The 12,695-nt window shown below is 64.6% G+C and carries 13 protein-coding genes and 1 pseudogene; 7 read left to right on the top strand and 7 right to left on the bottom strand.

Annotation, left to right across the window (positions count from 1 at the left end; translation table 11 throughout):
• Positions 1-66: 66 nt before the first annotated feature.
• From Q7O19_RS08810 to Q7O19_RS08795, 4 genes are read left to right on the top strand one after another with little or no spacing between them, the layout of a single operon-like run.
• Positions 67-945 (top strand): MBL fold metallo-hydrolase, encoded by an 879-nt coding sequence (locus Q7O19_RS08810; protein ID WP_303809988.1) that lies wholly within the window; start codon positions 67-69, stop codon positions 943-945.
• Positions 945-1,937, top strand: a complete 993-nt coding sequence (nadA, locus tag Q7O19_RS08805; protein ID WP_273463741.1) for a quinolinate synthase NadA — start codon at positions 945-947, stop codon at positions 1,935-1,937. The genes Q7O19_RS08810 and nadA overlap by 1 nt, the downstream gene beginning before the upstream one ends.
• Positions 1,906-2,760, top strand: coding sequence for a carboxylating nicotinate-nucleotide diphosphorylase (gene nadC, locus Q7O19_RS08800; RefSeq protein WP_303809987.1), 855 nt, complete (start codon positions 1,906-1,908; stop codon positions 2,758-2,760). Before nadA ends, nadC begins: the two co-directional genes overlap by 32 nt.
• Positions 2,761-2,781: 21 nt before the next feature.
• Complete coding sequence (locus tag Q7O19_RS08795; protein WP_303809986.1) at positions 2,782-3,186, top strand: phosphate-starvation-inducible protein PsiE; 405 nt, start codon at positions 2,782-2,784, stop codon at positions 3,184-3,186.
• Here the strand turns inward: Q7O19_RS08795 and Q7O19_RS08790 are convergent.
• From Q7O19_RS08790 to Q7O19_RS08775, 4 genes are all read right to left on the bottom strand, one after another.
• Positions 3,167-3,544 (bottom strand): DUF4112 domain-containing protein, encoded by a 378-nt coding sequence (locus Q7O19_RS08790; RefSeq protein WP_303779371.1) that lies wholly within the window; start codon positions 3,542-3,544, stop codon positions 3,167-3,169. The genes Q7O19_RS08795 and Q7O19_RS08790 overlap by 20 nt on opposite strands.
• Before the next feature lie 44 nt (positions 3,545-3,588).
• Complete coding sequence (locus Q7O19_RS08785) at positions 3,589-3,978, bottom strand: hypothetical protein (RefSeq protein WP_303809985.1); 390 nt, start codon at positions 3,976-3,978, stop codon at positions 3,589-3,591.
• A gap of 79 nt (positions 3,979-4,057) precedes the next feature.
• Positions 4,058-6,211: a phosphoribosylformylglycinamidine synthase subunit PurL gene (purL, locus tag Q7O19_RS08780; RefSeq protein ID WP_303809983.1), complete on the bottom strand. Its 2,154-nt coding sequence runs from the start codon at positions 6,209-6,211 to the stop codon at positions 4,058-4,060.
• 31 nt (positions 6,212-6,242) lie between these two features.
• On the bottom strand, positions 6,243-7,136 hold the full coding sequence (locus Q7O19_RS08775; protein WP_303809982.1) for a hypothetical protein: 894 nt from the start codon (positions 7,134-7,136) through the stop codon (positions 6,243-6,245).
• Positions 7,137-7,348: 212 nt separating this feature from the next.
• Between Q7O19_RS08775 and Q7O19_RS08770 the strand changes: the two genes are divergently transcribed.
• A complete protein-coding gene (locus Q7O19_RS08770) occupies positions 7,349-8,680 on the top strand; it encodes an NAD(P)/FAD-dependent oxidoreductase (protein ID WP_303809980.1) in 1,332 nt (443 codons plus the stop codon).
• A 65-nt stretch (positions 8,681-8,745) separates the two neighbouring features.
• Positions 8,746-10,023, top strand: coding sequence for an oxygen-independent coproporphyrinogen III oxidase (gene hemN, locus Q7O19_RS08765; protein WP_303809978.1), 1,278 nt, complete (start codon positions 8,746-8,748; stop codon positions 10,021-10,023).
• 36 nt (positions 10,024-10,059) lie between these two features.
• Here hemN and Q7O19_RS08760 read toward each other — a convergent pair whose 3' ends face one another.
• On the bottom strand, positions 10,060-11,328 hold the full coding sequence (locus tag Q7O19_RS08760) for a type VI secretion protein ImpB (RefSeq protein WP_303809977.1): 1,269 nt from the start codon (positions 11,326-11,328) through the stop codon (positions 10,060-10,062).
• 101 nt (positions 11,329-11,429) lie between these two features.
• Here Q7O19_RS08760 and Q7O19_RS08755 point away from each other — a divergent pair, with 101 nt between their 5' ends.
• Positions 11,430-12,206, top strand: a complete 777-nt coding sequence (locus tag Q7O19_RS08755; RefSeq protein ID WP_303810008.1) for a queuosine precursor transporter — start codon at positions 11,430-11,432, stop codon at positions 12,204-12,206.
• A gap of 43 nt (positions 12,207-12,249) precedes the next feature.
• Here Q7O19_RS08755 and Q7O19_RS08750 read toward each other — a convergent pair whose 3' ends face one another.
• Together Q7O19_RS08750 and Q7O19_RS08745 are read right to left on the bottom strand one after the other, a co-directional pair.
• Entirely contained in the window at positions 12,250-12,486 is a 237-nt protein-coding gene (locus tag Q7O19_RS08750) for a hypothetical protein (RefSeq protein WP_303809975.1), read from the bottom strand.
• Positions 12,487-12,562: 76 nt separating this feature from the next.
• A pseudogene (locus Q7O19_RS08745) lies at positions 12,563-12,695 on the bottom strand (IS630 family transposase); the annotation flags it as partial.

The raw sequence follows: 12,695 nt of genomic DNA, 5'->3' as shown, positions 1-12,695 counted from the left end.
CTTGCCAAGCCGGGATGTTGCTTATCCGCCCTTCACATCGCGCGGCGGCGCTGCCACATGGGGAGCATGGATCTCGCCAGCCACCCCGACAGCGCCGTCTATGGCCTGCTCGTGCCGCGTTCCCCGCTGGTGCGCCGGCTGCTGGCGCGCAACCCGTCGCCCTTCACCTTCACCGGCACCGGCACCTTCGTGGTCGGCCAGCCTGGCGGCACGGTGGCGGTGATCGATCCCGGCCCGGCTGAGCCGGCGCACCTCCGCGCGCTCATCGACGGGCTGGTTGGCGAGACGGTGTCCCACATCGTCATCACCCACACCCACATGGATCACTCGCCCGCCGCGCCGGCGCTGAAGGCCGCGACCGGTGCGCAAATCGTTGGGTGCGCGCCGCTGGTGCTGAGCGACGACGGCCCCCGCGCCGATGCCGGGTTTGATGCCAGCTATGCCCCCGATCGCGTGCTGGCCGATGGCGAGAGTGTCAGCGGTCCCGGCTGGACGCTCACCGCCATTCACACCCCCGGTCACACCAGCAATCACCTGTGCTTTGCGCTGGCAGAGGAAAAGGCGATGTTCACCGGCGATCATGTCATGGGTTGGAGCACCACCGTGGTCGCACCGCCCGATGGAGACATGGCCGATTACATGGCGAGCCTGGAAAAGCTGATGGCCCGTGACGACGCCATCTATCACCCCACCCACGGTGAGCCCGTTACCGATCCGCAGCGCTTCGTGAAGCATCTGCTCGGCCATCGCCGCCAGCGTGAAGCCCAGGTGCTGCGCTGCATCGGTGAAGGGCTGGTGACCATTCCGCAGATGGTGGCGGCGATGTATGCCATGGTCGACAAGCGTCTGCACCCGGCCGCGGGCCGCAGTGTGCTGGCGCATCTCATTGATCTGGAACGGCGCGGCAAGGTTGCCCGTGCAGGGGAAAGCTGGGGTCTCGTCTGATGGACGCACGGTTGAACATGCTCGGCGGCGGCGCTGCCATCGACGTGAAGGCGGAAATCAACCGCCTGCGCAAGGAGCGCAACGCCGTCATCCTCGCCCATTATTATCAGGCGCCGGAAATCCAGGACATCGCCGATTTCGTTGGCGACAGCCTCGATCTGTCGAAGAAGGCCGCCGCCACCGATGCCGATGTCATCGCCTTCTGCGGCGTGAAGTTCATGGCCGAAGTGGCGAAGATCCTGTCGCCGCAAAAGACCGTGATCCTGCCCGATCTGAAGGCTGGCTGTTCGCTGGAAGACTCGTGCCCGCCGGAAGCTTTCGCCAAGTTCCGACGCGCCCATCCTGATCATATCAGCCTCACCTACATCAACTGTTCGGCGGCGGTGAAGGCGGAGAGCGACATCATCGTCACGTCGTCGTCGGCGGAAAAGATCATCAACCAGCTTCCGGCCGATCAGAAGATATTGTTCGCGCCTGACAAGCATCTGGGCGCCTGGCTGAACCGCAAGACCGGGCGTGACATGCTGTTGTGGGATGGCACCTGCATGGTGCACGAGAAATTCTCGGTGACGGAGTTGCTGAAGCTGAAGGCCCAGCATCCGGCGGCGCCCGTGCTCGCCCACCCAGAATGCCCGGCCGCCATCCTGGAACTGGCGCATTATGTCGGCGCCACCAGCGGCATATTGAATTACGCGCTGAACTCCCCCGAACCCACCGTGATCGTGGCGACCGAGCCCAACATCATCCACCAGATGCAGAAGGCCGCGCCCCACAAGAATTTCATCGGCGCGCCGGGGGCGGACGGCAATTGCGGCTGCAACATGTGCCCCTACATGGCGCTCAACACGATGGAGAAACTCTATCTCTCGCTGCGCGATCTGACGCCGCAGATCGAAGTGCCGGAGGATGTGCGGGTGAAAGCCAAGCGCAGCCTTGATCGCATGCTGGAAATGGCGGGCAATGTCTCAGCCGTGCCGGTGCGCGGTGATTGACGGGTTCGATACGGCGGCCTTCGTCAGCGCGACGCTGGCGGAGGATATGGGGCAGGGCGGCGACGTCACGTCCGCTGCCGTCATCCCGGCCGAGGCGCGGCTGACGGCGGTGATGGACAGCCGCGATCCGGTCGTGGTGGCCGGGCTGCCGCTGGCCGCTGCCTTTTTCCGCGCGCTCGATCCCGCCTGCACCATCACCATGCTGGCCAGCGATGGCGATGCCGTGCCGGCCGGCGCCGACCTGATGCGCATCGAGGGCAATGCCCGCGCGCTGCTCACCGCCGAACGCTCGGCGCTCAACACCGTGCAGCATCTGACCGGCATCGCCACCATGGCGCGCCAGTATGTTGATGCCATCGCCGGCACCGGTGCCGTGCTGCTCGATACGCGTAAGACCCTGCCTGGCCTGCGTGCGCTGGAAAAATACGCCACCCGGATGGGCGGCGCCACCAACCACCGCATGCGGCTGGATGACGGCGTGATGATCAAGGACAATCACATCGCCGTTGCTGGCGGGGTGGAACCGGCCGTGCGCGCCGCCAAGGCTGCCGGGCTGCAGGGAGTTGTGGTGGAGGTAGACACGCTGGACCAGATCCCGCCGGCGCTCGCAGCCGGTGCAGATCGGCTGCTGCTCGACAATATGGGGCCGGACACGCTGCGCGCCGCCGTGGTGTTGATCGCAGGCCGGGTGCCAACCGAAGCCAGTGGTGGTGTCAATCTGCAGACCATCCGCGCCATTGCCGAAACCGGCGTCACCTTCATCAGCGTCGGCCGCATCACCCAGAGCGCACCGGCCGCCGATATTGGTTTGGATTTCGCCTGAACCACAAGCTATGCTGCTGGCATGACGCCAGAACCCAGCGACGGCCTCAGCCCCAGCGATCGCGCCCGCGCGCTTCTAGCGTTCCGCTTTATCGAACGCGGCCTGTTGTTCCTCATCGCCCTGCTCACCCTGGGCGCGGTGGCGCTGGAACTGATCCGCGTCTGGCAGGCGCAGAACGTCAACCTCGCCGATATCCTGCTGATGTTCCTCTATACCGAAGTGATCGGCATGGTAGCGGCCTTCTATGCCAACAGCCAGGCGCCGGTGGTCTATCCGATCTTCATCGCCATCACCGCGCTGGCCCGTCTGATCGTGCTGCAGGGCAAGGAAATGGCGCCGCAATCGATCATCTTTGAAGCCTCCGCCATCCTGCTGCTCGCGGTGGCGGCGACCATCCTGATCCGGTTCAGGCAGAAGCCGAATTGAGGTGCCGCCGCAACAATTTGAGGTTGCGGCTGTTGGACCGGAAGAAGAAATCGAACACATCGCCGGCCACCGGCACGCTGCCGATCAGGGCATCAATTCCAACATTGCCGACCATGCGCGCCAGCGTCAGCCGTGACGCGCCCAAGTTCCGGGCTTCCCACACGAGATAGAGCCCCATCGCCGCCATCGCCGCGTCACCCACACCGGGCACAAGGCCGATCAGCGCATCCAGCCCGATGCGCGTGCCCAGGCCGGGAATGCGGATGGCACTTTCCAGCACATGTTCCAGCCCCTGGACGCGCATGCGTGCGGACGCGGCATCGGTGCGGGGCAGGCGGGAGGCGAGGGCGCGGTTCATGCCCTGAATCTGGCCCTGCCGGCCCGCCATTCAAGAGGCAGGGCTTATTTCTTGCCAAACATGCCTATGATGTCGTTGATCGGATTGCCGTCGCCATCCCGATCCAGCATGCCGCCCACCTGGCCCAGCAGGCCACCGGCGCCGCCGCCACCGTTCAGCCCGGCCATTACCTGCTCCAGCGCGTCGCCCTGGCCGCCGGCGCCCTGCACAGCCTGCAGCAACTGCGGTAGCAATGCGCCTAATGCGCCGGCATTCAGTCCGGTGTTCCCTGCCACCTCCGCCACGGCTTGCGCATTGTTCACAGCCGGATCGGCGATCTGCGGCAGCAGCTGCCCCAACGCGCCTTCCACCATGGCCGGATCGAGCCCGGCCTTGCCGGCCAGCCCGGCGATATCGATATTCCCGCCAGCCTGCGCCAGCAGATCATCCAGCATGCCTATCTGCGATTTTCCCGTCTTGGCGACCCAAGGAGAACATGGCTCGGTTACGCTTTGGCGGCAATCAGCCTCAAAATCAGCCTTTGATCATCGCCGGCAGCGTCGCTTCATGGGTGCGCTTCAGTTCGGCCATCGTCACTGTTTCGCCGTTCAGCACCAGCGCATCACCGCCCACCGTGCCGATAAGCGTGGCGCCGTCGATGACAACGCCGGCCGGTGCAGTGACGAGGTAACGGCCCTGGTCCTCGCCGAACGCCGACGCGGCATCCAGAGCCACCTCAACAACTGCGCCCAGCCCGCTGGCCATCGCCATTTCGGCCACCGCCACGGCCAACCCGCCATCGGAAAGATCGTGTACGGCATTCACCGTGCCAGCCGCGATCAGCGCCGCGATCTTGTCGCCAGCCGCACGCTCGGCGGCCAGATCCACCACCGGCGGTGGGCCGTCTTCGCGGCCATGGCATTCGCGCAGCCACAGCGACTGGCCCAAGTGGGACCCGGCGCTACCGATCAGCCAGACAACGTCGCCTGCGGCCTTGAACGCCAGGTCCATTTGGCTGTCATAATCGGCCAGCAGGCCAACACCGCCAATCGCTGGCGTCGGCAGAATGGCGTTGCCGCCGCCGGTCGCCTTGCTCTCGTTGTAGAGGGAGACGTTGCCCGAGACGACCGGATAATCCAGCGCCCGGCAGGCTTCGGCCATGCCTTCGATGCAGCCGACCAGCTGGCCCATGATCACCGGGTTCTGCGGGGAGGCGAAGTTCAGGCAGTTGGTGATGGCCAGCGGCTTGCCGCCCACCGCCACGATGTTGCGCCAGGTCTCCGCCACGGCCTGTTTGCCGCCCTCAAACGGATCGGCAAAACAGTAACGCGGCGTGCAATCGGTGGCGATGGCCAGCGCCTTCTTCGTGCCATGCACGCGCACCACTGCAGCGTCCCCGCCCGGCCGCTGCAGTGTGTCGGCGCCGACCTGGCAATCATATTGTTCCCAGATCCAGCGGCGTGAACACAGATCGGCACTGCCCAGCAGCGTCTTCAGATCCGCCACGATATTGGCGCTGGCCGGCACATCGGTCAGGGCTGCGCGCTTGGGCGTCGGTACATGCGGGCGATCATATTTCGGCGCGGCATCGGCCAGCGGATCGAGCGGGATGCGGCCCACCACCTCGCCGTGGAAGGTCATGGTCAGGTCGCCGCCGTCGACGACTTCGCCGATCACCGCGAAATCCAGTTCCCACTTCTTGAAGATCGCAGCTGCGAAATCCTCGCGGCCGGGCTTTAGCACCATCAGCATCCGCTCCTGGGATTCCGACAGCATCATTTCATAGGGCGTCATGGCCGTTTCGCGGCACGGCACCTTGTCCAGATCAAGCCTTATGCCCACGCCACCCTTCGACGCCATTTCCACCGACGAACTGGTCAGGCCTGCCGCGCCCATGTCCTGAATGGCCACGATCGCGTCTGATGCCATCAGTTCCAGGCAGGCCTCGATCAGCAACTTCTCGGTGAACGGGTCGCCCACCTGCACGGTTGGGCGCTTTTCCTCGCTGTTCTCGTCGAACTCAGCCGAAGCCATGGTCGCGCCATGGATACCGTCCCGCCCGGTCTTGCTGCCGACACAGACCACCGGATTGCCGACGCCGGCAGCGGCCGAATAAAAAATCTTGTCCGCCTTGGCGATGCCCACCGTCATCGCATTCACGATGATGTTGCCGTTGTAACTGGGGTGGAAAATCGTTTCCCCGCCCACGGTCGGCACGCCGACGCAATTGCCGTAACCACCGATGCCGGCAACGACGCCCTTCACCAGGTGACGCATCTTGGGCGCGTTGATGTCGCCAAAGCGTAGCGCGTTCATATTGGCCACCGGCCGCGCGCCCATGGTGAACACGTCGCGCAGGATGCCGCCCACGCCTGTGGCTGCGCCCTGATAGGGCTCGATATAGCTTGGGTGGTTGTGGCTCTCCATCTTGAAGATGGCAGCGTCGCCGTCACCAATGTCGATCACGCCGGCATTCTCGCCCGGGCCGCAGATCACCCACGGCGCCTTTGTGGGCAGCTTGGCCAGGTGCATGCGGCTGGATTTGTAGCTGCAATGTTCAGACCACATTACCGAGAAGATGCCGAGTTCGAGCAGGTTCGGCTCCCGCCCCATGGCGGCGAGCACGCGCTCATATTCTTCGGGCGTGAAGCCGTGGGTGGCAACAATCTCGGGCGTGATCTGGCTCATGGCGCGCGCATAGCCTGCGGCGGCAGCTTTGTCATGTCGCAGCGGGAGGCGCTGTTGCATTTTCCGCTTCGGCCCGGCGGCCAATGGCAGCGGATCGCAGCATGACAATGCCGGTATAGCTGATCACCACCGAAACCAGCCATTTCAGCGGCGCCAGTGGCAGTTCTTTCACGATGAACGCCGCGACCAGCACGGCCGGGATACCGGCCAGCACCATGGCCAGGGGAATCTGCAGATCGATCTTGGCTGCCTTGATGTGATGCGTCGCAATGCCCGCCGCCGCAAAGGAGGCGCTGGCGGCCATGATCGGGAAGCACAGGCGCGGATCAAGCCCCATCAGGCTGAGCATGGCCAGCGTTGGCGCATAATTGCCGATGCCGAAATTGATCAGCACACCAAATCCGAAACTGGCGGCAATGGCCACGATGGTCAGGCCGAGTGGCAGGCTGGTCGCCGTGCCGCCCACCGGCATCAGATCGAGATTGGACAGCAGAAAAAACACCGCCGCGATCAGCAGCGCAAGGCCCACCACGCCCTGCACGACCCAGACCCGGGCGCGGGCGATCAGCGGCAGGCCGGCCCAGCCACCTGCCAGAAACGTGAGGATGCTGCCCACCAGCAGCACGGGATCCACCCCCACGCCCAGCAGGCTCAGGAAGATCAACCCCTCCACCATTGTGGGCAGGGTCAGCCCGGTGATCATCGTCTGCGGGATCAGGTGATCGGGCACCAGCTTGCGGAACTTGAACCAGGCCATGGCGGGCGCCATCGATCCGATGCCCAGCGTGTCGAGGAAATTGACCACCGCGCCCAGCAGCAACGCTTCGGCGCGCGGCAACAGCCGCTGCGCGATGGCCGCGCGCAGCAAAGCCACGCCGTTTAACGCTGCGGCGAGCGCCAGCAGCGCCAGAAGGATGTTGAGCATCGTTTCGTCCCCAGCCGCCCTGTGGTGCAGCGCAACGCCAACAAGGCGGCAACTGCCACTGGCGTCAATAGGGACGGCGCGAATTTGTTATGACGCCATGGCGTGATGCACTTCGCGGCGCGCGGCGCTCCTAATTCACATCTGCGCCATCCGCACCTTCCGCAATCGGCGCACCCCAGCTATGAGGCGGTGCAACAGCTTGAAGGGCGGCCATGCCACGCACGCGCGCAGACGGGAAGAAAACGCAGATTGTCGTCGTGGGCGGCGGCGCCGGCGGGCTTGAGCTGGTGACGAAGCTCGGCGCGCATTTTCCGCGCCGGGATTTCGATATCATCCTGGTTGATCGCAACCCCACCCATATCTGGAAGCCGCTTCTGCACGAAGTGGCGGCTGGCAGCTTGGATGCCAATCTGGATGAGGTTGGCTATCGCGGCCACGCCTATCGCTGGGGCTATCGCTATTTCGATGGCGCACTGGAAGGCATCGACCGCGAGGCGCAGCAGGTGATAATCGCGCCGATCCGCGACGAAGACGGCAGCGAAGTGATCGGCCGCCACCGCATCCGCTATGATTATCTGGTGCTGGCGGTGGGCAGTGTTTCCAATGATTTCGGCATCGCCGGTGTGAAGGATCATTGCCTGGCGCTGGAAAGCCGCATCGATGCTGATCGCTTCCGCCGCAAATTGCTCAACCAGTGCCTGCGAGTGTCGCGCCAGATGGTCGCCGATCCGGCCAGCTATGCCACGGTGAAAGTGGTGATCGTTGGCGGCGGCGCCACCGGCGTGGAACTGGCGGCCGAACTCTATTCCGCCGCCGATGCGCTGGGCTATTACGGGCTGGAAGTGTTCGATCGCCAGCGCCTGCAGGTAACGTTGCTGGAAGCCGGGCCGCGCATCCTGCCGCTGCTGCCGGAAAAGCTCGCCGCTGCCGCCCATGCCGAACTGGAAAATCTGGGCGTGAATGTGCTGGCCGGCACGCAGGTGGTGGCCGCCACGCCCGAGGCGATCCATGTGAAGGATGGCAACATCATCCCGGCTGATATCCGCGTGTGGGCGGCCGGTGTGAAGGGGGCCGAGTTCCTGATCGGCATCGGCGGGCTGGAAACTACCCGCAACAACCAGCTGCTGGTGAAGGACACGCTGCAGACAACATTGGATGATCGCATCTTCGCCATCGGCGATTGCGCCAGCTACACCCCGCCCGGCGAAACCCGCCCGATCCCGCCGCGCGCCCAGGCCGCGCACCAGATGGCGCAAACGGTGTTCCGCAACATAAATGCGCTGATCGCCGCCAAGCCGCTGCGCCCGTTCGTCTATGAGGACAAGGGCTCACTGGTCAGCCTCGCCCGCTATTCCACCGTGGGCAGCCTGATGGGCAATCTGGTGGGCGGCAAGATGGCCATCGAAGGCCGGCTGGCGCGCTTTGTCTACACCTCTCTCTATCGTATGCACCTGATCGCCATCCACGGCTGGTTGAAGGGCCTGTTCCTGATCCTTATGGGCCATGTGAACCAGGTGGTGCGGCCCAAGCTGAAGCTGCACTGAGTTCATCCCTGATGGATTGATCCAGATCAACGCCGGCACAGCCACGGCGGCCATACAATCCCGCCATGGCTATCTTCCATCCCGATCTCGCCGCGCAGCCCGTGCCGCGCTACACCAGCTACCCCACTGCAGCGCAATTCCACGAAGGCGTGGGCGCGGCCGAGCAGGCGCAGGCGCTCGCCGCCATTCCGGCGGGTGCGCCGGTGTGGCTCTATCTTCATGTGCCGTTCTGCCGGCAGATCTGCTGGTATTGCGGCTGCAACACCGGGGTGGCGGCCAATGACCGGCTGAAGCGCTATGAAAAGGCGCTGCTGGCCGAAATTGCCACGGTGGCCAGCCTGATGAAGGGCCGGGTGATCGCCGTGCAGTTTGGTGGCGGCAGTCCCAACGCTTTGGCCGCGCCCGTGCTGGCCCGCATTATCGCGGCGTTGCGCGCCCAGTTCGACGTGGCAGACGGCGCCGAAATCGCCATGGAGCTTGATCCGCGCGCCATACAACCGGGCGATGCCAAGGTGCTGGCGGCTGCCGGCGTCAACCGCATCAGCCTGGGTGTGCAGACGTTCGCGCCGCACGTGCAGAAGCTGATCAACAGCATCCAACCCTTCGACACCATCATGGCCGCCGTGGACCAGTTCCGCGCCGCCGGCATCAAGGCGATCAATTTCGATCTGATGTATGGCCTGCCCGGCCAGAGCGTTGTCGATCTCACCGAAACTATCGAACAGGCGCCGCTGCTGAAACCCGACCGGGTGGCAGTGTTCGGTTATGCCCACATGCCATCGGCCATTGTCCGGCAGCGGATGATTTCCGATCTTGATCTGCCTGGTGCCGCGGCGCGCTTTGCAATGAGCACGGCGGCCCACCGGCTGTTCACGGCGGCAGGCTATGCCGCCATCGGTTTCGATCATTTCGCGCTTCCGGAAGACAGTCTGGCGCGGGCTGCAGCGGATGGCGAGATGATCCGCAATTTCCAGGGTTATGCCACGCAGGCCGGCGAGGCCATGATCGGGCTGGGCGCCACGGCGATAAGCCAGTTTGCCGGCCTCGTCGTCCAGAACGAAAAGCATCTGGGCCAGTGGGAAACAGCTGTGAACGCCGGGCAGCTGGCCGGCACGCGCGGCGTGGCGGTGAATGCCGATGATGCCCAACGCAGCGACGTGATTGCCCGCCTGCTGTGTGATGGCCTGGTGGACGTGCCGGAACCGCTGGCCGATGCGCTGCCCCATCTGGCAAAGCACGCCGCGCGCGGGCTGGTGCGACTGCACGGCCGGCAAGTGGCGCTCACACCCGATGGCTGGCCCTATGCAAGGTTGATCGCGTCGGCCTTCGATGCGCATCTGTAGGGCCCGCAGCGCCATTCAAAGGCGGTGTGATCTCGTTTATTCGTGGAACTCTGCCAGTTCCGGGATGCGGGTGAAGGCAATCGCCGGCCCGCGCGACCGTGTGGCGCCACCGTCATGGTGGCCCAGGGTGACGGCATCGCGGCCGAAACGCTGGTTCATCCGGTCCATCGCTTGGCTCAGCGCCAGCCGCTTGGCATCGGTGCGGGCGCACAGCAGCGCGTTTGAGTCAAACAGATCGGCTTGCGCGGCGTTGGCCGAAGTCAGTTCGGCCAGCACCACACCCACCTGCAACAGGCGGCGATGCGGGAATTCCGCCGCCATGCGCGCCCACAGGCCCTCCATCGCTTCGACCAGGCTGATCGAATCCATCACCTGGCCCAGCTTCACCCCGGCTTTCCATTTCGTGCCGCGCTCCTCGCCCTTCACGAACAGGCCCAGCCAGCCGGCGCGGCTGTCGGCGCGGCGCAGGCGGGTGGCGGCCTTCATCACCAGCCGCCGCGCCACCAGCCGCGCCACCGGCAGTGGGCGTTTCTCCGGCCCCAGCACATGGCTGTGGCCGATGCTGCGCCGCTGCGTCTCCACGTCGGCCACTTCGTGCCCCTGCAACTGTCGGTGCAACCGTTCCCCCCACACGCTGCCCCAGGCGCCGCGCGCTTGGGCCGGGCTCATCGCCAGCAATTGCGCCATCGTTACAAGTCCGGCCGCCGCCAGCCGCTTTTCCATCGCCCGGCCCACGCCGGGAATGTCTGAAAGCGGCAGCCGTTCCAGCCGCGCCCGGCGCACATCTTCGGTCAGGACGGTCAGCCCGTCGGGCTTCTTCATGTCGGCTGCCATCTTGGCCAGCAGCCGGTTGGAGGCAACGCCAATGGAGGCGGTGAGGCATTTGCCCACATTGGCGTTCAGCCCGGCCTTGATCGCCGTTGCGAGGGCGGCAACCGCGGCCGGGCTCTTTTCGTTGTCCATCAGGCGGCACGCCACCTCGTCGATGGAACAGATGTTGGTCACCGGCACATGCCGGTTCACTTCGTCGATCACCTTGTGGTGAAAACGCACATAATCATCATGGCGGCCGGGCACGATCACCACATCGCGGCACATGGCTTTTGCCTGCCAGATCTTTGTGCCGGTGCGGATGCCATAGGCCTTGGCCTCGTAACTCGCTGCAATCGCGCTGGTGCTGTCGCTCATCACCGGCGCCACCACCACTGGCCGGCCGCGCAGGGCCGGGTTCATCTGCTGCTCAACGCTGGCGAAATAGCTGTTGAGATCGAGGTAGAGCCAACGCAGAGGCAGCGAATCAGCCATGCATACTGGATAACACAAACAGAACAAAAAGTGAACAAATAACTGCGTCATCCGGCACCTTCCGTCGGCCAGACGGGCCGCCTATGGTGCGGTTCATGTCGATGGATCCCGAAGCCAAGGCCCTGCTGGACGCAGCCGCCGCCCATGAACCCACTGGCGTCCGCGCTGTGGCGGCCGATGCGTTGGCCGGCCGGCAATTGCGCTTTTATGATTTCTGCATGGCGGCCTTTGCTGTCATCCTGATCTGCTCCAACCTGATCGGTGCCAGCAAGCCGGCGCAGGTGGAATTGCCGATCTGGGGCACGGTCACGGTCGGGGCGGGCATATTGTTCTTCCCGCTCTCCTATGTGCTCGGCGACGTGCTTACCGAAGTCTATGGCTATGCCCGGGCCCGGCGCGTGGTGTGGGTGGGTTTTGCCGCCTCGATCTTCGCTGCCACCATGAGCTATGTCGTGGTCTCATTGCCGCCCGATTCGAGCTGGAAAGGCCAGGCCGCGTTGGCCGAGGTGTTCGGCCAGGTTCCGCGCATCTTCCTCGCGTCCATCCTCGCCTTCTGGGCTGGCGAAATGGCCAATGCCTCCGTCCTCGCCCGCATGAAACTGCTCACCAACGGCCGAATGCTGTGGACGCGAACCATCGGCTCGACCGTGGTGGGGCAGGGCGTGGACAGCCTGATCTTTTATCCGCTGGCCTTCTGGGGGATCTGGGAACCGGCACTGGTGTTCAGCGTGATGGCCACCAACTATGCGCTCAAGGTCCTATGGGAAGCGCTGCTCACGCCCGTCACCTATCGCGTGGTGGCGTGGTTCAAGGCCGTCGAAGGCCTGGATGTCTATGACACCGGCACGGATTTCACCCCGTTCAAGACGAAGGTGTGAACACGGGCGGTGTGAAAAATGGCGGTGTGAAAACCGGCTGATGTCAGAACAGGCTTGGCATCAGCGCGATGCGGCGACGGGTTGTCTGCGCCGGGTTCGGGCGGCCACCGCGCGCCAGGAAGGCGCCAGCATCAACCACAAGCATTGCTGCCAGCATCACCACGGACACAGCGGCCATCACCAGCCAGATCACCGCCAGCAGTGGCATCAGAGCAATGCCAGCCTGCGACATCGGCGCAGACGGTGCGGTAACGCTGAGAGCCGGGCTGTACACGGTCATTTTCCCCGAAAGCCTGTTGCCAGTCGCGAGCACGTCATGTGGGACACTGGCCATCTGCGTCTAGAGCGGTTTTCGATCATGTTGCATCGTATCCGCAGGCTGTGAAGTAATTGGCGCATTCCTGGGGAGAGTAGAGGTCGAGGATGCGTCCGATGGCGTCCCACAGGCCGTGGATTGTGCGCTCGGCAGCTTTACGCAGGTGCGCCTTG

It is taken from the genome of Sandarakinorhabdus limnophila DSM 17366, from assembly GCF_945882885.1.
In the GTDB taxonomy this organism is placed as follows: domain Bacteria; phylum Pseudomonadota; class Alphaproteobacteria; order Sphingomonadales; family Sphingomonadaceae; genus Sandarakinorhabdus; species Sandarakinorhabdus limnophila_A.
Note: the sequence above shows the minus strand (reverse complement) of the source record. Positions and strands in the feature narration are given on the sequence as shown.